Genomic DNA, 18,216 nt, shown 5'->3' with positions numbered 1-18,216 from the left:
CTTTAGGAGTGACTATGTTTAAGCATTTACTTATTGGTCTTTTCACAATGACTGTACTTACTGGTTGTGTGAATACAAATTCACTATCCGGCGACACTTACACCGCAAGCCAAGCAAAACAAGCTCAAAATATTACTTATGGTACAGTGGTTTCTGTACGTGCAGTGAATATTCAAGCGGGTAGCGATGAGAATATTTTAGGCGCTATCGGTGGTGCCGTTCTTGGCGGTATGTTAGGTAACACGGTGGGCGGTGGTACGGGTCGTAATCTTGCAACAGCCGCGGGTGCAATTGCAGGTGGTATGGCAGGGCAACAAGCACAAGGTGCTTTAAATACCACTAAGGGTGTTCAAATTGAAGTTCGCTTAGATACTGGTAAAACTGTCGCCATCGTTCAAAAAGCAGATAATACTGTTTATAGCCAAGGTCAACGTGTTGCAGTTATTGGTAACGGAAATAACTTAACTGTTTCTCCTCGCTAATTAGCAACAAAAACAGGCAACATTAAAGTTGCCTGTTTTATTTTATGACTCAATAATAAGTAACCTAAAGAGAGCTCGAATATATAATCTAATTATTACAATTAGAACTATGTAATGATATTCGTTATATACTCGTCATATTTCAAGTTTCAATGTTGTTGACATCGTTTACTCGCACCAGTTACATATTTTATATGTTCCTAGTGATTCATCCACTTGTTATCTAGCTGAAAAATGAATTATTTAGAGTATAGTTATCATCATGTAATTAATATTATTTAAATAGAATATATATTAAATTTGAAATTATTAGTCATTTAATCTATTTATATTTTTTTCTATTTTTTGAATTGTACCTATTAGTCTTTCGATTTCGTCTAGTTGAATACCACCTAATATTTCTCGTCTCGTTTTTTCTATAACAGTATAAACCTCATTAATAAAAGGCTCAGATTCTTTTGTTAATTTTATACGTTTTGCTCTACGATCATTTGCACATGTATGCCGACATATCAGTTTTTTTTCTTCCAGTTGATCTAAGGTTCTCACTAAAGACGGTTGCTCGATTCCTATTGCTTTTGCCAATTGGATTTGTGACTGCTCTGGAGGTAATTTGCTGATATTGTATAAAGTAACCCAATGGGTTTGGGTTAATTTTAATGGTTTGAGACGATGATCAATTAAAGCACGCCATAATCGAACTAAACGCGCTAAATCAGCTCCTAATGTTGATTCCACTTATCTCTCCTTAATTAGCATTTTCAGTCAACTTATTACAAAGTTTAGATATTCATTTTTAATACAATATTTACCTATTCTTTTTAATTAAAATATTACCTTTAATAACTAATATAGTTATAATCCTATTTATCAGATAAGTAATTATTTTCCAGATATAATTAAACCATTTCTTTCTAGAAAAGAAAGTTCATAAAGAATAACCTTGTTATAAAAACTAATCTATATTTTTTTACATAATAATTATTATTATTTTAAAACCCAAATACAAAGAGGGAAAAAACAACAATATAATCAAATCCTTACAAATACAACCGAACAATAACACTTTAAATCTGTATTTTTATATTAATAAAGAAAAAATAATAAACCACACAACTACAATAAATAACAATAATGAATTAAAACGATAGTTAATTATTGTTTTAATATTAAAAAATAAGTGGAAGATTTAAAATAAATTGAGTTGTTCGTTCTCTTTTTCAATTGAAGAACCCCATTTTTTTAATGTTCTTAAATAACGTTGCTGACAAAGTCGTAATATATTTCTTTTCTCTTGTTGGTTCATTGTTGACCAATTAAACCGCTCTTGACGGCTACGATAGCACCCAACGCAATATCCTTGTGCATTCATTTCACAACGCCCAATACAAGGGCTAGGAATATCAAAAAATTCTAATTGTTCTTGCATTTGATTTTCCCTCCCTATTGTTTGTTACAATAGAGTATAGTTAATAGAGATATTATCTGCACAACAGGATTTATTGAACTGTTGAAGGCGTAGTAAAATTGAACTTTAGGGCTTTAACGCGCTATAGTACTCCGCCATCAGTTTATCTGTAGGGTTTAATCATTAAAAAAACACAAGAGGTTTATATGCGAGTACTTCATACCATGATCCGTGTGGGCGATTTACAACGTTCTATCGACTTTTATACCAAGGTTTTAGGTATGCAACTTCTACGCACTAGCGAGAATGAGGAATATAAATACTCGTTAGCTTTTGTTGGTTATGGTGATGAAAGCACCGGTGCGGTTATCGAGTTGACCTATAACTGGGGTGTAAACAGCTACGAAATGGGAACCGCTTTTGGGCATGTGGCATTAGGTGTTGATGATGTTGCTGCAACCTGTGAAGCCATTCGCCAAGCTGGCGGTAATGTTACCCGTGATGCAGGCCCAGTAAAAGGTGGCTCAACAATTATTGCTTTTGTTGAAGATCCTGATGGATATAAAATCGAACTCATCGAAAACAAAAGTGCAAGTCACGCTCTAGGTAACTAATTTTTATTAAAACCAGAAAGATAACATGTGTATCTTTCTGGCCTTACTGATTATCAATTTCCGATATTCTATTTTTATCGGATAAGTACAATTTAATGCCTGATATAAATAATCCCAATAAGCTTTGTAACCGTTTTCGGGGTTACTACCCTGTTGTTATTGATGTTGAAACAGGTGGATTTAATGCGAAAACAGACGGTTTACTTGAAATCGCCGCCATTACATTAAAAATGGATGAACAAGGTTGGCTAAAACCTGATAACACATTACATTTTCATGTTGAACCCTTTGAAGGGGCTAATCTAGAGCCAGCAGCCTTAGAATTTACAGGTATTGATCCAACCAATCCTTTACGTGGTGCAGTCAGTGAATATGAAGCCTTTCATGCCATTTTTAAAATGGTACGTAAGGGAATGAAGGATGCAGATTGTAATCGCGCCATTATTGTGGCTCATAATGCAAATTTTGATCACAGCTTTGTAATGGCTGCTGCTGAGCGTGCAGGATTAAAACGTAATCCTTTTCACCCTTTTGCCACCTTTGATACGGCGGCTTTAAGTGGATTGGTATTAGGGCAGACAATTTTGGCTAAAGCCTGCATCACTGCGGGTATTCCCTTTGATAGCAAATTAGCGCATGGCGCGTTATATGATACTAATCGCACATCATTACTTTTTTGTGAATTAGTTAACCGTTGGAAAAAGCTTGGTGGATGGCCATTGCCTACACCCTGAAGCCATGATTCCACTGATACATTATGAATAACAGAAAAAAGCCAGTTCAAATATTGAACTGGCTTTTTTACTGAAGATCTCATTATTTTTATGCGTTTCAATACCGAAACGATAAAAATTAATTACTGTGCTTCTTCTTCACCACGATATTTATCAGCAGTCTCTTTTAATAACTTCTGTAATTCACCGCGCTGATACATTTCTAAAATAATGTCACATCCACCGACTAATTCACCATCTACCCATAATTGTGGGAAGGTTGGCCAGTGTGCATATTTTGGTAATTCTGCACGAATATCTGGGTTTTGCAAGATATCAACATACGCAAAACGCTCACCACAAGCAGAGATAGCTTGAACTGCCTGAGCAGAAAAACCACAACTTGGTAATTTTGGTGAACCTTTCATGTATAAAATAATTGGGTTTTCATTGATCTGGCGTTCAATTTTTTCAATAGTCGTCATTTGTAAGTCCTTACAGCCTTTTATATTCGATATGCTTTATAGGGGAAAACATGAAAGAAGAATACCACTTTATATTAGAAACCTCTATATAAGTTTATTTCTCGATATAAAACAATAGGTTGTTATTAAACCACGTGGTTACTGATGAAAAAACACACCATAAAGCATAAAAAAACAAATCAATAGGTTACAGATGGTGATGAGTGTGTTCTATCTTATTATTTCACCTTTTATTTTTAAAGAGGAGTAACGTTTACATCAAAATCAATACATTAAATTTCATAATCTATACATTAAGATAAAACGCTACCTTCTTAAAAGGATATAATGTATATAAATAGGTTTATTATAAAACCTGATGAGTATTAACTATGGACATGATTTTGCTGTTTCTTTTAGTGGGATGTATCACTGGCTTTTTTGCTGGATTACTTGGCATTGGAGGCGGTGCAATCATTGTTCCTGTAGTTATGTATGTAGTGAGTCAACAAGCCATTCCAACAGATATGGTGATGAAAATTGCCTTATCTACCTCATTTTCTGTCATTATATTTTCCACAGCCTCTTCAGCGTATTCCCATAACAAACATAAAGCCATTTTATGGCAACAATTTCCTCTATTATCTATCGGCACTATCATTGGTATGCTTGTTGGGACATTTCTGGTACAAAAAATGTCAAACACGATATTGCAAATCGTGTTCTGTATTTTCATGGTATATACCATCTATGGATTATTAACTAAAAAGAAAGAAGCAGAACGCATTGAAAACGTAAAAGATCCTATTGTTTCAAAACTGGCGTTAACCAGTGGTGGCTCTTTAATTGGCTTTATATCCAGTTTTATCGGTATTGCTGGTGGTACTATCACTATTCCTCTTTTAAGTCATTGGGGATTTAATACACGTAAATGTATTGCAACCTCTTCAATGATTGGTGTCATCATCGCTTCCATTGGCACAATTATGGGTGTTATCTATGGTTGGAATCAAACAAATATTGATGACTATTACTTCGGTTTTATCTATTTACCTGCCTTTATCGGAATAAGTATCACCAGTATTCTCTTCGCCCCTGTTGGTGTAAAAGTTGCTTATCGCCTACCTATTCCGAGAGTTCGCCAAATATTTGCACTATTCTTATTCTTAGTTGTCGTGAAAATGATGTATACACTAATAATGGAGTAAGCAGAAAATATACAATTAGAAGATACTGCTTCTGATCACAGTCGATATTTTACTGCTTTACGAGTCACTCTGAGGGATATACTCTTATGAGTATAATTAATCTATATGGCTTATAACTATAGATAAAAGATATTTAGCTGTTATTTCAGCAGATTTTTGTTAAAATAATTAGCAAAATAGTAACAACTTAGTGATTCATTTGCCTCGTTCTATCAATTCAAATGATTTTGATGGAATGATTTCAGGCACAAAACCCGAAATAGATAGTTTAAAGGAGTACGCAATGTCTTTCGAATTACCAAAATTACCTTATGCGTTAGATGCTCTTGAGCCACACATCTCTAAAGAAACTTTAGAATATCACTACGGCAAACACCACCAAACCTATGTAACCAATTTAAACAATCTGGTTAAAGGTACTGATTTAGAAAGCAAATCTTTAGAAGAAATCATCAAATCTACTGATGGTGGTATTTTTAATAATGCCGCTCAAGTCTGGAACCACACTTTCTACTGGAACTGTTTAGCACCAAATGCAGGCGGCGCACCAACCGGAAAAATTGCTGATGCTATCAACAAAGCATTTGGCTCTTTTGAAGAGTTCAAAAAGCAATTTAATGATGCAGCAGCTAAAAACTTCGGTTCAGGTTGGACTTGGTTAGTTAAAAAAGCTGACGGTTCAGTTGCAATTGTTAACACATCTAATGCTGCAACTCCAGTTTCAGGCGCAGACAAACCACTGTTAACCGTAGACGTATGGGAACATGCTTACTACATCGACTACCGTAATGCGCGCGTTAAATATTTAGAAGAGTTCTGGGCATTGGTTAACTGGTCATTTGTTGAAGCTAACCTTGCTTAATTGAGCTAGATAATCAAAGGTGAGTGATTGAGATTCATTTTTGGTGACAAAATAACAAAGGGCCTTGAGCCCTTTGTTATATTCAGATATTCGATAATCTATTATTTTAGTTGATCGGATATTTTATAAAGCAGTGATTAGAACAACATAGTCGAAAATAAAACAATCATAACAAGCGCTGCTACTGCTGTACTCAAACCAAATTTCAGATCCGTATCCATCTATTTCTCCCTCAAAATGATTATAATACACACTTTTAACCATAACCTTGTCATGGTTAATTATTATCACATATCAAAATTTGCTAAAATAGCGACCAGTGCACAATTTATAACATTGATTAATACTTTCACTTTTGAGCTAGATCATACAAAATTCACAGCTAATCGCTAAATTATTGCCAGTGTTTGCCCTATGTATGACTATACTGGCAGTTAAACCATAAAATTAGATAAAAGAGACCAATGAAGGTCAGGAGTTTTCCACACCATGGCAACAATAAAAGACGTGGCAAAACGCGCAGGCGTATCAACCACGACGGTTTCTCATGTGATCAACAAAACACGTTTTGTTGCTGAGAACACACGGGCAGCAGTTTGGGCCGCTATAAAAGAATTAAATTATTCGCCTAGTGCCGTTGCGCGTAGTTTAAAAGTCAATCACACGAAATCTATTGGCCTGTTAGCCACGTCCAGTGAAGCTCCTTACTTTGCTGAAGTGATTGAAGCTGTTGAAAATAGTTGTTATAGCAAAGGCTACACACTGATTTTATGTAATTCACATAATAACCTCGACAAACAAAAAGCCTATTTAGCGATGCTGGCACAAAAACGCGTTGATGGATTATTAGTCATGTGTTCTGAATATCCCGATCACCTTCTTACTCTTTTAGAGGGCTATCGTAATATTCCAATGGTTGTCATGGATTGGGGTAAAGCGCGTGGCGATTTTACAGATACCATTATCGATAACGCGTTCCATGGCGGTTATATTGCGGGTCGTTACCTTATTGAGCGTGGTCATCGTGAGATTGGTATTATCCCAGGCCCATTAGAACGTAATACAGGCGGTGGTCGCTTACAAGGTTTCTTAAAAGCCATGGAAGAAGCAAAAATCACAGTAAAAGATGAGTGGATTGTACAAGGTGACTTTGAGCCAGAATCTGGTTATAAAGCCATGTACCAAATGCTAAATCAAAAACATCGCCCTACTGCTGTTTTTTGTGGTGGTGATGTGATGGCGATGGGTGCAATTTGTGCTGCAGATGAACTTGGTCTGCGTGTTCCTTTCGATATTTCTATTGTAGGTTACGACAATATTCGTAATGCACGTTATTTTACACCAGCACTAACGACTGTCCACCAGCCCAAAGAACGTTTAGGTCAAATGGCATTATCAATGTTGCTTGATCGCATCGTTAATAAACGCGAAGACGCCCAAACAATCGAAGTTCATCCACGATTAGTTGAGCGCCGTTCAGTTGCTGACGGTCCTTTTATCGACTACCGTCGTTAATTCATATTATTCAGCTATCTGATTTCTAGCGAAGCCATTCCTCATTTAAGGTTTGGCTATCTCCAAGATAATCTAACAACCATGTCAAAGCGGGCGATTCACTTTTATCGACCCACGTCAGGCAGCATGGGCTGTCTGGCAATGGTTGTGCTAGTTCTAACGTCACTAGCTTACCTTGTTCGATTAAAGGTTCAGCACGGTGCCAAGGCACCATTCCTACACATAATCCTGCTAACAAACATTCAAGCCCCATATCCCATGTTGGAACAATCATTCTCCGCTGATTATTTAGCGCCCAAGTGTCACGCTTGGGTAAACTGCGTGAGGTATCTTCTAAGCATAGACTTGGATAAGGCCGCATTTCATCATCCGTTAATGGATGTTGTGCTTTCGCTAAAGGGTGCTCAACATGACAAACACAGCGCCAAGGCATAAATCCCATATCTCTAAAGCTATAACGCTCACCAATTGGTGAAGCTCTTGTTGCACCAATGGCTAAGTCAACACGACCATTAACTAAGGAGTCCCATACACCATTAAATACTTCTGGGTAGACATACAGTTCAATATCCGGAAAATGGCGATAGAAATCGAGAATAAGTTGTTGTGTTCTTTCAGGTTTAACAATGCCATCAACTGCTATACTAAATTGACCGCGCCACCCATTAGAAACTTGTTGACAAAGATGCCGAGTGTCATTCATTTTTTTGATAACAGATCGCGCTTCTTTGATGAAAATTTTACCTGCATCGGTTAATTCTACATCACGGTGACGGCGTTCAAACAAAGGAACGGCGAGCCATTCCTCTAATTGCCGAACAGTGTAACTAACGGCGGATGGCACTCTGTGCAATTCTTGAGCAGCGGAGCTAAAACTTCCTGTCCTTGCGACTGCATCAACAACTTCTAAAGAGTATTCTGACCACATAGAGTTTATTCCTTTGAAAATTTTTCACAGCATTAACCAAATATTCCCGTTTCACAAGTAAAATAGGTCTTAGTTACAATACATAAAATGTTCTACATCACATAACATAGAAAATAAAATGAATTCTAAAACTTCCACACAATCAAAAACACCTATGAGCTTTATGGTGTACCTAGCAGGTTTGAGTATGCTAGGTTACTTAGCTATTGATATGTACTTACCTGCATTTGGTATAATGCAACGTGAACTCTCTATCAGCGAAGGTGCAATTAGTAATAGCTTAAGTATTTTTTTATTTGGCTTTGCGGTTGCTCAATTACTTTGGGGACCACTTTCTGACAAAGTCGGTCGTAAACCTATTCTGCTTATTGGTTTAGGCCTTTTCTCTTTAGGCTGCCTTGGTATGCTGTGGGTTGAAAGTGCAACTGGCTTACTTGCTATGCGCTTCCTACAAGCTTTCGGCGTCTGCTCTGCTGCTGTTATTTGGCAAGCTCTTGTCATCGACCGTTTTGATGAATCTCGCGCTCAGCACGTTTTTGCTTTAATTATGCCACTGGTTGCATTATCACCAGCACTTGCACCTTTAATCGGTGCATCGTTATTAGATCACGGTGGCTGGCGTATGATTTTCATGCTGTTAATGGCAGTAACGTTAGTTCTAATGTTACCGACATTAATGCTAAAAAACATTAAACAAAAATCAGTCACAGATGCAAACCAATCTTCTGCTTCATTTATGACTTTACTAAAATCCCCTATCTACACAGGTAACGTATTAGTTTACGCTTCTTGTAGTGCAGGTTTCTTTGCTTGGTTAGCTGGCTCACCCATTATTCTTGAAAAAATGGGCTACTCTCCACAGGATATCGGTTTAAGTTATATTCCACAAACTATTGCATTTATGGTAGGTGGTTATGGCTGTCGTATTTTACTATCAAAAATGACAGGTAAAACGCTACTACCTCTGTTATTAATTGGTTATGCTGTCAGCATGACTGCGTTATACCTTGTTGCTAAATTTACTGAACCAACATTAACGACTATTTTAATTCCGTTCTGTATTATGGCTGCAATGAATGGTGCATCTTATCCAATCGCAGTATCTAATGCTTTATCCGCTTACCCTGAAATCAGTGGTAAAGCTGCTGCGTTACAAAATGCACTTCAATTAGGTCTTTGTAGCTTGGCAAGTTTTATTGTGTCTGCATTTATCAGCCAACAACCTCTGATTAACACTACTGCAATTATGGCGTTAACAGCAATCCCAATGGCGGCTGGCTACTTTATTCAGCGTAATAAATCTGTTAACAAGCACACAATTCAAACAGCAGAATAACCCTCTCCTTTTTTTAAGATTCATCTTAAAAACGGCTATTTTATAAAAAATAGCCGTTTTATTTTATAGAGAAAAATAATCTACATATCTATACTTATCTAAACGCTGAATAGCGTTTTATTTATTTTTCTTTCGGATTTTGAGACATTAAACAGATTATTTGCTGATTATGTCAGATTAGTTGTCTTATTAATTCTATTCGTTCAATCCATATTGAACACAATACCATTTTAATACTATCAATCTGTACACGCCCTTTTTTAGCTTCATGTCTCAAAACCCGCTTAGTTTACGCCGGAGAGTATATGAGTACATCTTGTGTAGAAGAAGGCCGAAAGACCTCCAATGATCCTTATGAAAGGATTGCTACAGAACTGCTATCTCAAGCAGACATTCGTATTAATGGCAATGAACCTTATGATATTCAGGTTCATAATCAAAATTTTTATAAAAGAGTATTACAGCAAGGCTCATTAGGTCTCGGTGAAAGCTATATGGACGGTTGGTGGGATTGTGAACGCCTTGATATATTCTTTCATAAAGTTTTACGTGCTGGTCTTGAGAATAAACTGCCTCAAAACCTTCATGATCTTTTCAAAATTGCGACAGCCCGCCTTTTTAATCTGCAAACACAAAAACGTGCATGGATGGTCGGTAAAGAGCATTACGATCTGGGTAATGATCTATTTACGGCCATGCTTGATCCTAATATGCAATATTCCTGTGGTTACTGGAAAAATGCAGATAATTTAATGCAAGCTCAAGAGCATAAATTAGATTTAATTTGCCGAAAATTAGATTTAAAACCAGGTATGACCTTACTAGATATTGGCTGTGGTTGGGGTGGGCTTGCAGGCTACGCAGCCAAAAACTTTGGCGTTTCTGTTACAGGTGTCACCATTTCTGTTGAACAACAGAAACTGGCACAAGCTCGATGCCAAGGGCTTGATGTCAATATCATCTTAGAAGACTATCGTGATTTACATGAAAAATTTGATCGCATAGTGTCAGTGGGCATGTTCGAACATGTGGGGCCTAAAAATTATGCCACTTATTTTGATGTTGTGCGCCGTAACTTAAAAGATGATGGGCTGTTCTTATTACATACTATTGGGTCAAATCGAGATAAAGTAAATGTAGATAGCTGGATAAGCAAATATATCTTTCCTAATGGGTGTTTACCGTCTATTCAAAAAATCGCTCATGCAATGGACAGTAAATTTGTGATGGAAGATTGGCATAACTTTGGCGCTGACTACGATAAAACATTAATGGCATGGTATCAGCGTTTTTTAACTTGTTGGCCAGATATTGAATCTAATTACACACCGCGCTTTAAACGTATGTTTAGCTATTATCTTAATGCCTGTGCTGGTGCATTTCGTGCCAGAGATATTCAACTATGGCAATTAGTACTAAGTCCTAAAGGTCATATTGGCGGTTTACAGATCCCTCGTTAATTATTCTTTTTATAACAAGAAAAAAGCCAGTTTGATTGATTAAACTGGCTTTTTCTTTGGTTGTCTTTTAAGAGCAACAACATTAATTATTCATTATGTGAAGCTTGTTCTTTATTTTCAATTTGTTGTGCTGCTAATAAAGCTTGTTGCTGTGCTTGTTGTGCCATAACACGTTCTACTGTATCGACAATCGCTTGAGTTTGAGGATCAAGCTCAATATTGACTTTATCACCAAGGCGTTTACGACCTAATGTTGTTCTATCACGAGTTTCTGGAATTAAATGAACACAAAAACGGTTATTAACCACATCACCCACAGTTAAGCTTATTCCATCAATACCAATAAAACCTTTGTGTAAAATGTACTTCATTAATGCTTTATCAAAGATACGAAACCAAATTTGTAAATTATTTTCTGATGTAATAATTTTGGCAATTTCAGCCGTTGTGACAATATGACCAGACATCACATGGCCACCAATTTCATCACCATACTTAGCCGCACGTTCGATATTGACTTCAGAGCCGACTTTTAATTCGCCAAGGTTAGTTAACCGTAATGTCTCTTTCACTAAATCAAAACTAATATGTGTACCTTCAATTTTAGTGACCGTTAAACAGCAACCATTATTTGCAACAGAAGCGCCTGTTTCTAAATTGCTGACTAACTCGTTGGGTAATTCAATGATATGGGTGCGAAAATCGCCTTTATCTTCGATAGCAATAACCCGCCCTTTTCCCTGAACAATACCTGTAAACATCTTACATCTCCTTGGGTCGATAAACTGGTAAATTCAATTTAGGTTTATGCTATTAAGAATAACATAGCTCGTATTAATACAAAGGAACAATTATCGCATTTATTCCTTATTGATTATTGCCGTTAAATATAACGTAAAAGCACGTAATAAATTATCAAAATCCTGTGTTTAAAAAGCTAAACTTCTTTCGTTGCTAATTAAACTTTTATCATTAGAATAAGCTGTCTTGAGGATCTCTTTACGTCATTTTAACAATACGACGTTTGTTCCCTTCCTTTCCTTTCGTTTTCTTATAATAAATAAAGGTGTATGCGTGCAGAAGTACATAAGAGAAGCGCGTAGCTTACTTGCTCTCGGTATCCCCGTTATCATCGCGCAATTTTCCCAGACCGCAATGGGTGTGGTTGATACTGTCATGGCGGGTGCTGTGAATGCCACAGAAATGTCGGCAGTGGCAGTAGGTACGTCTATTTGGTTACCAACGATTTTATTAGGCCAAGGCATATTAATGGCATTAACCCCTATCGTTGCTCAATTAAATGGTTCAGGACAACGAAAACACATTGCTAATCGTACACAGCAAGGTTTTTGGCTCGCCACTTTCTTATCTATCATGGTAATTGCTATTCTTTATAACAGTCGTTTTATTATTGAAGCGCAACATGATATCGAACCCGAGTTAGCTGAAAAGGCCATTGGATTTATTCATGCCATTATGTGGGGGGCACCAGGTTGCCTTTACTATCAAGTACTGAGAAGCCAGTGTGAGGGATTATCTAAAACAAAACCCGGTATGATAATTGGTTTTATTGGCTTATTAATCAATATCCCTGTTAACTATGCCTTTATTTACGGTAAATTTGGCGCGCCACAATTAGGGGGGATTGGTTGCGGGGTTGCAACGGCCTCTGTTTTCTGGGCAATGTTCTTAATGATGCGTTATTACGTGCGTCGAGCACCGACACAACGTGACGTTATGCCAAAGAAACGTTTAGTAAGCCCTGATTTCCATACGATAAAACGTATTACATTTTTAGGGTTACCGGTTGGTTTAGCCTTATTCTTTGAGGTAACACTATTTGCCGTTGTGGCATTATTAGTTTCACCTTTAGGCGTTACTGCAGTTGCGAGTCATCAGATAGCACTTAACTTTAGCTCCTTGATGTTTATGTTCCCGCTTTCATTGGGAATAGCGGCCACAATCCGTGTTGGTCATAACTTAGGACAACGCTCTACAGAACAAGCCCGTACCTCAGCTATTACAGCTCTTGCTGTTGGGCTAATGTTGGCAAGTTGTACTGCAATTTTCTCTATCATCTTTAGAGAAAAAATCGCGTTAATGTATAACGATAATATTGAAGTGGTGACATTAGCTTCTCATCTTATGTTATTTGCTGCGCTTTATCAGCTATCAGATTCTGTGCAAGTTATTGGCTCAGGCGTATTACGAGGTTATAAAGATACCCGCTCTATCTTCTTTATTACCCTTATTGCCTACTGGGTAATTGGATTACCTTCTGGTTATCTCTTAGGACGTACCAATTACTTTGTTGAAGCGATGGGACCTGCTGGTTTCTGGATTGGCTTTATTTTAGGTTTAACTGCTTCAGCAATTATGATGGGTTCCCGTATTTGGTGGATCCAACGCCAATCTGATGAAGTGGTGTTATTACGCTCAGAGCGTTAAAGAGAAACGGTTATTTAGGCAAGGGATTGGCACAAATATCAACAAATAGCTTTAAATACGAGCAGTTGAATATAAATTTGTGTTTTTCCTCTTGCCAGAATCGAATCATCTCGTTAATATTCGTCCCCGTTGTCACCCAATAGATAATGCGTCCATAGCTCAGTTGGTTAGAGCACCACCTTGACATGGTGGGGGTCGGTGGTTCGAGTCCACTTGGACGCACCATTTATTTTTCGACAACATCTCAATACAGTGCGTCCATAGCTCAGTTGGTTAGAGCACCACCTTGACATGGTGGGGGTCGGTGGTTCGAGTCCACTTGGACGCACCATTTATTTTTCGACAACATCTCAATACAGTGCGTCCATAGCTCAGTTGGTTAGAGCACCACCTTGACATGGTGGGGGTCGGTGGTTCGAGTCCACTTGGACGCACCATTTATTTTTCGACAACATCTCAATACAGTGCGTCCATAGCTCAGTTGGTTAGAGCACCACCTTGACATGGTGGGGGTCGGTGGTTCGAGTCCACTTGGACGCACCATTTATTTTTCGACAACATCTCAATACAGTGCGTCCATAGCTCAGTTGGTTAGAGCACCACCTTGACATGGTGGGGGTCGGTGGTTCGAGTCCACTTGGACGCACCATTTCTCTTTCTCTGTTTTCTTATTTTTACTCATCTTACCTACCCTACAAAATAATTAATCTCGCTTGCAATATTTTATTGCGCAACAAAGTGTATAAAAAACAAGCAGTCAGCGTGGTATTTTGATCACATCACTTAAATTTACCTTTTTTCGATTTTCTTCACAGAAATTAACCTCTATAATACGAAACATAATTTTGTTGAAAGGTTTCAGCGTATTGATTTTCGGGCATCTTTAGAAAACAGAACAAATGAACCGTGATAGACTATAATGTAAGATGTCTATTAACCTTTGATACAAAATAATGACAAGATTTTTATGATGTTGCTGAACCATTAACATGTTGCGCAACTTATCCATTAGAGATGGGGTTGTACATCCGGTTTTGCACCGTTGATACTGTTAATAGAAAACGGCGACATTAATCCTTATTCATCCATTACAATACAACCATTAAATAGACTGCCATGAAAAAGACAAAAATTGTTTGCACCATCGGGCCAAAAACCGAATCTGAAGAAAAACTGAATCAATTACTGGACGCGGGCATGAACGTTATGCGTCTAAACTTCTCTCACGGTGACTATGAAGAGCATGGCAACCGTATCAAGAACCTGCGTAACGTTTGCGCTAAAACAGGCAAAAAAGCCGCTATCTTATTAGATACTAAAGGCCCAGAAATCCGTACCATCAAATTAGAAGGTGGTAATGATGTTGCTTTAGTTGCTGGTCAAACTTTCACTTTCACTACAGACAAAACTGTTGTGGGTAACAAAGACCGCGTTGCTGTAACTTACGAAGGTTTCGCTAAAGACTTAACTGTTGGTAACACTGTTTTAGTTGACGATGGTCTTATCGGCATGAAAGTCACTGCTGTAACTGATACAGAAGTTGTTTGTGAAGTTTTAAACAACGGTGACCTAGGTGAAAACAAAGGTGTTAACTTACCAGGCGTTTCTATCGGTTTACCTGCATTAGCTGAAAAAGATAAACAAGATCTTATCTTTGGTTGCGAGCAAGGCGTTGATTTCGTTGCTGCATCATTTATTCGTAAACGTTCTGACGTTGAAGAAATGCGTGCTCACTTAAATGCACACGGCGGCGAAAACATTATGATCATCTCAAAAATTGAAAACCAAGAAGGTTTAAACAATTTTGATGAGATCTTAGAAGCTTCTGACGGTATCATGGTTGCTCGTGGTGACTTAGGTGTTGAAATCCCAGTTGAAGAAGTTATCTTCGCACAAAAAATGATGATCGAAAAATGTAACGCTGCGCGTAAAGTGGTTATCACTGCAACGCAAATGTTAGATTCAATGATCAAAAACCCACGCCCTACTCGTGCTGAAGCGGGTGACGTTGCGAATGCTATCTTAGATGGTACTGATGCTGTTATGCTGTCAGGTGAAAGTGCGAAAGGTAAATACCCAGTAGAAGCTGTGACTATCATGGCAACTATCTGTGATCGTACAGACCGTATCATGCAATCTCGCCTTGATTACAAACAAACCGCTGCGAAATTACGCGTAACTGAAGCGGTTTGTCGCGGTGCGGTAGAAATGGCTGAAAACTTAGACGCACCTCTGATTGTTGTTGCAACTTTCGGTGGTAAATCAGCGCGTTCTATCCGTAAATATTTCCCAACTGCACCAATCTTAGCATTAACAAACAACGAAGAAACAGCTCGTCAGTTACTGTTAGTTAAAGGTGTGACAACGCAATTAGTTAACGAAATCTCTTCTACTGATGACTTCTACCGTATTGGTAAAGAAGCAGCATTAGCAAGTGGTTTAGCTCATGCGGGTGAGCGTGTAGTTATGGTTACTGGTGCGCTGGTTGATAGCGGTACAACAAATACTTCATCGGTTCACGTTCTGTAATTTTACACAACGAGAAGATGCCAAACGCCACTCATTGAGTGGCGTTTTCTTTATTTCCAAAAAATTTTTTCTTTCTTATTTTTCACCATTCCTTTTTAAATTGTTTTTCATTCCTATTTCTATTTTTTTTCACTTAGTTATAGCTATTTATCAATCAGTTTGCGTGTAAATCGCCAATGTCGAGTTGTGTAATTTTTAGTCAGCAAATAGCGCTTTAGTGATTAGGATTTTTACTAATAAAAAGATTTTGTGAGAAAGCACGCATTTATTGTGCTGAAAATTTACAATATAAGTGTTATTTTTCCTATTGTTATAGGGAACGTAAGATACACTTATTACGAATAAATCCAGCATTTTCCTATATATGTGCCATACTTATTAATGGTTTCATATAAATGCTACTTGTTCCTTTACACAAACTAATAATAGAGGTTGTAACTATGAAAGCGAAACTTGTACTAGGTGCGGTAATTCTTGCTTCAGGCTTATTAGCAGGTTGTTCTTCTAGTAATAATGCACAATTAGATCAAATCTCTTCTGATGTAAGCCGCCTGAACACTCAAGTTCAACAACTAAGTAGTGATGTACAATCTGCTCGTGCTGAAGCTAAATCAGCTTACGACGAAGCAGCTCGTGCAAATCAGCGTTTAGATAACCAAGTCACTACTTATAAAAAGTAATTTGACTCACCGATAGGCTGAAAACAGCTTTAGGTAAGCATTAATCACAAAGCCCTAACATTGTTAGGGCTTTGGTTTTTCTCTGTTTAATAAAATATTGTATTAATATAATGTCACATCAACGGGTATACCCGAGCGACGAATAAGCTCTGCATCGACTTTATTTTTATCGACTTTGCCACTTTCATACCAAGCATTAAATTGCTTCGTGAATGTAAGAGGCATGGTTTGCGGATCGTCATCTTCATTGCGTGAGAGTGGCTGATGAACTTCAACAAACTGTCTACCGTCTGCGGTTTCAGTAAATTTAATCGGCTTATTGATAATCTGAACACGGCTACCTTTGGGTACCACGTTAAATAACGTCTCAATATCATTTGGTCTTAAACGAATGCAGCCCGAACTCACTCTTAAACCAATACCAAAATCCGCATTAGTGCCATGAATAAGGTATTCACCTCGGCTATGTGCCAATCTTAGGGCATATGCTCCCATTGGGTTTTCAGGGCCAGCAGGAACGACAGCGGGTAGTGTGATCCCTTTAGCCGCATAGTTTTTACGAATATTCGCCGTCGGTGTCCAAGTTGGATCTTTAATTAATTGAGAAATCGATGTCACCATTTCAGGTGTTTCTCGCCCTAATTGACCAATTCCAATAGGGTAAACATCAACAGTTCCACCCTCTTTTGGATAATAATAAAGGCGCAATTCAGCAAGGTTGATAACAATACCTTTATGTAGAGTATCAGGCAAAATCATCTGTAATGGGATCATTAAGGTTTTACCTGCATCAGGTAAAAGAGGATCAATACCAGGATTCGCTTCCATCATATTAAGCAGTCCTACTTGGTATTCGGACGCAATAGCCTCTAGCGAACGTTTATCATCGGGAACTATATATGAAAAATTTTCACCAATAATACGCTGGCCATCAGCAGGTAATAGATATTCTGTCGCATAAGATAAGTGACTACTCATCCCTAACAGCGATACTCCCAAGAGAGTTAACCATTTTTTCATCGTTTATCCCGTGTGTTAGAAATAAAATAAACTGACTATTATGATGATAACATTATCATTGTTATGCTTTCATATAATAAGTCAGTTTAGAACATTAATGCGGGATCAGGTAACATTTATACTACAGCGTATTCTGAAAAACGCTTAATAAGTGTTGTAACCATCGCATGTAAACCTTGCGTACGAGAAGGCGTTAAGTGGCTTTCGAGTGCTAACGATGAAAAGTAATGTTTGATATCTGTTTCTAGTGCTTGCTCGATAGTTTTACCTTGAAATAAGATAATCACTAAAGCAACAAGCCCTTTCACAATGCCTGCATCACTGTCGCCTGCCAGCGCCAGTTGTTTATTTTCATTGAGAGAAACCGCTATCCAAACTTGGCTTTGACAACCTTCAATAAAATTAGCAGAAACACGTTGTTCATCTGTTAAAGGAGGGAGGCGCTCACCTAACTCCATCATATAAAGATAACGTTGTTCCCAATCCTGACAACGAGAAAAATTGCGTAATAGTTTTGCTTCATCTGGCAAATTGGCAACTGCCATGAAT

At 37.7% G+C, this 18,216-nt stretch carries 19 protein-coding genes and 5 tRNA genes; 16 read left to right on the top strand and 8 right to left on the bottom strand.

Annotated elements, in window-relative coordinates:
• Nucleotides 1-14: 14 nt before the first annotated feature.
• Nucleotides 15-482, top strand: coding sequence for an outer membrane lipoprotein (locus B6258_RS10850; protein ID WP_069369296.1), 468 nt, complete (start codon nt 15-17; stop codon nt 480-482).
• Between the two features lie 309 nt (nt 483-791).
• Here B6258_RS10850 and slyA read toward each other — a convergent pair whose 3' ends face one another.
• Nucleotides 792-1,220, bottom strand: coding sequence for a transcriptional regulator SlyA (gene slyA, locus B6258_RS10845; protein ID WP_099075263.1), 429 nt, complete (start codon nt 1,218-1,220; stop codon nt 792-794).
• Between the two features lie 451 nt (nt 1,221-1,671).
• On the bottom strand, nt 1,672-1,911 hold the full coding sequence (locus tag B6258_RS10840) for a DUF1289 domain-containing protein (protein ID WP_099075262.1): 240 nt from the start codon (nt 1,909-1,911) through the stop codon (nt 1,672-1,674).
• Between the two features lie 185 nt (nt 1,912-2,096).
• Here B6258_RS10840 and gloA point away from each other — a divergent pair, with 185 nt between their 5' ends.
• Nucleotides 2,097-2,504, top strand: coding sequence for a lactoylglutathione lyase (gene gloA / locus B6258_RS10835; protein ID WP_036937247.1), 408 nt, complete (start codon nt 2,097-2,099; stop codon nt 2,502-2,504).
• A 95-nt stretch (nt 2,505-2,599) separates the two neighbouring features.
• Entirely contained in the window at nt 2,600-3,238 is a 639-nt protein-coding gene (gene rnt, locus B6258_RS10830; RefSeq protein ID WP_075673239.1) for a ribonuclease T, read from the top strand.
• A gap of 122 nt (nt 3,239-3,360) precedes the next feature.
• On the opposite strand, the gene B6258_RS10825 is transcribed toward rnt, so the two are convergent.
• Nucleotides 3,361-3,702: a Grx4 family monothiol glutaredoxin gene (locus B6258_RS10825; RefSeq protein ID WP_006537039.1), complete on the bottom strand. Its 342-nt coding sequence runs from the start codon at nt 3,700-3,702 to the stop codon at nt 3,361-3,363.
• A gap of 371 nt (nt 3,703-4,073) precedes the next feature.
• On the opposite strand from B6258_RS10825, the gene B6258_RS10820 reads away from it, so the two are divergent.
• Together B6258_RS10820 and sodB are read left to right on the top strand one after the other, a co-directional pair.
• A complete protein-coding gene (locus B6258_RS10820) occupies nt 4,074-4,889 on the top strand; it encodes a sulfite exporter TauE/SafE family protein (RefSeq protein WP_099075261.1) in 816 nt (271 codons plus the stop codon).
• Between the two features lie 283 nt (nt 4,890-5,172).
• Entirely contained in the window at nt 5,173-5,751 is a 579-nt protein-coding gene (gene sodB / locus B6258_RS10815; protein ID WP_072062546.1) for a superoxide dismutase [Fe], read from the top strand.
• 137 nt (nt 5,752-5,888) lie between these two features.
• Here the strand turns inward: sodB and cydH are convergent, their stop codons facing one another.
• Nucleotides 5,889-5,972, bottom strand: a complete 84-nt coding sequence (cydH, locus tag B6258_RS18565) for a cytochrome bd-I oxidase subunit CydH (RefSeq protein ID WP_103004765.1) — start codon at nt 5,970-5,972, stop codon at nt 5,889-5,891.
• A 268-nt stretch (nt 5,973-6,240) separates the two neighbouring features.
• Here cydH and purR point away from each other — a divergent pair, with 268 nt between their 5' ends.
• On the top strand, nt 6,241-7,266 hold the full coding sequence (purR, locus tag B6258_RS10810; RefSeq protein WP_099075260.1) for an HTH-type transcriptional repressor PurR: 1,026 nt from the start codon (nt 6,241-6,243) through the stop codon (nt 7,264-7,266).
• A gap of 25 nt (nt 7,267-7,291) precedes the next feature.
• Here the strand turns inward: purR and punR are convergent, their stop codons facing one another.
• On the bottom strand, nt 7,292-8,194 hold the full coding sequence (gene punR, locus B6258_RS10805) for a DNA-binding transcriptional activator PunR (protein ID WP_099075259.1): 903 nt from the start codon (nt 8,192-8,194) through the stop codon (nt 7,292-7,294).
• 118 nt (nt 8,195-8,312) lie between these two features.
• On the opposite strand from punR, the gene punC reads away from it, so the two are divergent.
• Nucleotides 8,313-9,530 (top strand): purine nucleoside transporter PunC, encoded by a 1,218-nt coding sequence (gene punC, locus B6258_RS10800; protein ID WP_099075258.1) that lies wholly within the window; start codon nt 8,313-8,315, stop codon nt 9,528-9,530.
• 305 nt (nt 9,531-9,835) lie between these two features.
• Complete coding sequence (gene cfa / locus B6258_RS10795) at nt 9,836-10,990, top strand: cyclopropane fatty acyl phospholipid synthase (RefSeq protein ID WP_099075257.1); 1,155 nt, start codon at nt 9,836-9,838, stop codon at nt 10,988-10,990.
• Between the two features lie 86 nt (nt 10,991-11,076).
• Here cfa and B6258_RS10790 read toward each other — a convergent pair whose 3' ends face one another.
• Nucleotides 11,077-11,751 carry a riboflavin synthase subunit alpha gene (locus B6258_RS10790; RefSeq protein ID WP_099075256.1) on the bottom strand — a complete coding sequence of 225 codons (675 nt, stop codon included), beginning with the start codon at nt 11,749-11,751 and terminating at the stop codon, nt 11,077-11,079.
• Between the two features lie 313 nt (nt 11,752-12,064).
• Here B6258_RS10790 and B6258_RS10785 point away from each other — a divergent pair, with 313 nt between their 5' ends.
• The 8 genes from B6258_RS10785 (at nt 12,065) to B6258_RS10750 (ending at nt 16,647) form a co-directional block, all read left to right on the top strand.
• Entirely contained in the window at nt 12,065-13,438 is a 1,374-nt protein-coding gene (locus B6258_RS10785; RefSeq protein WP_099075255.1) for an MATE family efflux transporter, read from the top strand.
• A 148-nt stretch (nt 13,439-13,586) separates the two neighbouring features.
• Nucleotides 13,587-13,663, top strand: a tRNA-Val gene (locus tag B6258_RS10780).
• A gap of 29 nt (nt 13,664-13,692) precedes the next feature.
• Nucleotides 13,693-13,769 (top strand) — tRNA-Val (locus B6258_RS10775).
• Between the two features lie 29 nt (nt 13,770-13,798).
• Nucleotides 13,799-13,875 (top strand) — tRNA-Val (locus B6258_RS10770).
• A gap of 29 nt (nt 13,876-13,904) precedes the next feature.
• Nucleotides 13,905-13,981, top strand: a tRNA-Val gene (locus B6258_RS10765).
• A gap of 29 nt (nt 13,982-14,010) precedes the next feature.
• Nucleotides 14,011-14,087, top strand: a tRNA-Val gene (locus B6258_RS10760).
• Nucleotides 14,088-14,554: 467 nt separating this feature from the next.
• On the top strand, nt 14,555-15,967 hold the full coding sequence (pykF, locus tag B6258_RS10755; RefSeq protein WP_099075254.1) for a pyruvate kinase PykF: 1,413 nt from the start codon (nt 14,555-14,557) through the stop codon (nt 15,965-15,967).
• A gap of 440 nt (nt 15,968-16,407) precedes the next feature.
• The gene (locus B6258_RS10750) at nt 16,408-16,647 is read left to right on the top strand and encodes an Lpp/OprI family alanine-zipper lipoprotein (RefSeq protein WP_069369313.1); all 240 of its coding nucleotides are present in this window, start codon (nt 16,408-16,410) and stop codon (nt 16,645-16,647) included.
• Between the two features lie 102 nt (nt 16,648-16,749).
• Here the strand turns inward: B6258_RS10750 and B6258_RS10745 are convergent, their stop codons facing one another.
• Nucleotides 16,750-17,667, bottom strand: coding sequence for a L,D-transpeptidase family protein (locus tag B6258_RS10745; protein WP_099075253.1), 918 nt, complete (start codon nt 17,665-17,667; stop codon nt 16,750-16,752).
• Nucleotides 17,668-17,783: 116 nt separating this feature from the next.
• Nucleotides 17,784-18,212, bottom strand: a complete 429-nt coding sequence (gene sufE, locus B6258_RS10740; RefSeq protein WP_099075252.1) for a cysteine desulfuration protein SufE — start codon at nt 18,210-18,212, stop codon at nt 17,784-17,786.
• Between the last annotated feature and the right edge of the window lie 4 nt (nt 18,213-18,216).

Source organism: Proteus alimentorum, from assembly GCF_002607735.1.
Taxonomy (GTDB): Bacteria; Pseudomonadota; Gammaproteobacteria; order Enterobacterales; family Enterobacteriaceae; genus Proteus; species Proteus alimentorum.
Note: the sequence above shows the minus strand (reverse complement) of the source record. Positions and strands in the feature narration are given on the sequence as shown.

Excerpts from the sequence above, each read along its gene's own strand:
- B6258_RS10850 (WP_069369296.1), top strand. The coding sequence starts at position 15 with ATGTTTAAGCATTTACTTATTGGTCTTTTCACAATGACTGTACTTACT.
- B6258_RS10840 (WP_099075262.1), bottom strand. The coding sequence starts at position 1,911 with ATGCAAGAACAATTAGAATTTTTTGATATTCCTAGCCCTTGTATTGGG.
- gloA (WP_036937247.1), top strand. The coding sequence starts at position 2,097 with ATGCGAGTACTTCATACCATGATCCGTGTGGGCGATTTACAACGTTCT.
- rnt (WP_075673239.1), top strand. The coding sequence starts at position 2,600 with ATGCCTGATATAAATAATCCCAATAAGCTTTGTAACCGTTTTCGGGGT.
- B6258_RS10825 (WP_006537039.1), bottom strand. The coding sequence starts at position 3,702 with ATGACGACTATTGAAAAAATTGAACGCCAGATCAATGAAAACCCAATT.
- B6258_RS10820 (WP_099075261.1), top strand. The coding sequence starts at position 4,074 with ATGGACATGATTTTGCTGTTTCTTTTAGTGGGATGTATCACTGGCTTT.
- sodB (WP_072062546.1), top strand. The coding sequence starts at position 5,173 with ATGTCTTTCGAATTACCAAAATTACCTTATGCGTTAGATGCTCTTGAG.
- cydH (WP_103004765.1), bottom strand. The coding sequence starts at position 5,972 with ATGGATACGGATCTGAAATTTGGTTTGAGTACAGCAGTAGCAGCGCTT.
- purR (WP_099075260.1), top strand. The coding sequence starts at position 6,241 with ATGGCAACAATAAAAGACGTGGCAAAACGCGCAGGCGTATCAACCACG.
- punR (WP_099075259.1), bottom strand. The coding sequence starts at position 8,194 with ATGTGGTCAGAATACTCTTTAGAAGTTGTTGATGCAGTCGCAAGGACA.
- punC (WP_099075258.1), top strand. The coding sequence starts at position 8,313 with ATGAATTCTAAAACTTCCACACAATCAAAAACACCTATGAGCTTTATG.
- cfa (WP_099075257.1), top strand. The coding sequence starts at position 9,836 with ATGAGTACATCTTGTGTAGAAGAAGGCCGAAAGACCTCCAATGATCCT.
- B6258_RS10790 (WP_099075256.1), bottom strand. The coding sequence starts at position 11,751 with ATGTTTACAGGTATTGTTCAGGGAAAAGGGCGGGTTATTGCTATCGAA.
- pykF (WP_099075254.1), top strand. The coding sequence starts at position 14,555 with ATGAAAAAGACAAAAATTGTTTGCACCATCGGGCCAAAAACCGAATCT.
- B6258_RS10750 (WP_069369313.1), top strand. The coding sequence starts at position 16,408 with ATGAAAGCGAAACTTGTACTAGGTGCGGTAATTCTTGCTTCAGGCTTA.
- B6258_RS10745 (WP_099075253.1), bottom strand. The coding sequence starts at position 17,667 with ATGAAAAAATGGTTAACTCTCTTGGGAGTATCGCTGTTAGGGATGAGT.
- sufE (WP_099075252.1), bottom strand. The coding sequence starts at position 18,212 with ATGGCAGTTGCCAATTTGCCAGATGAAGCAAAACTATTACGCAATTTT.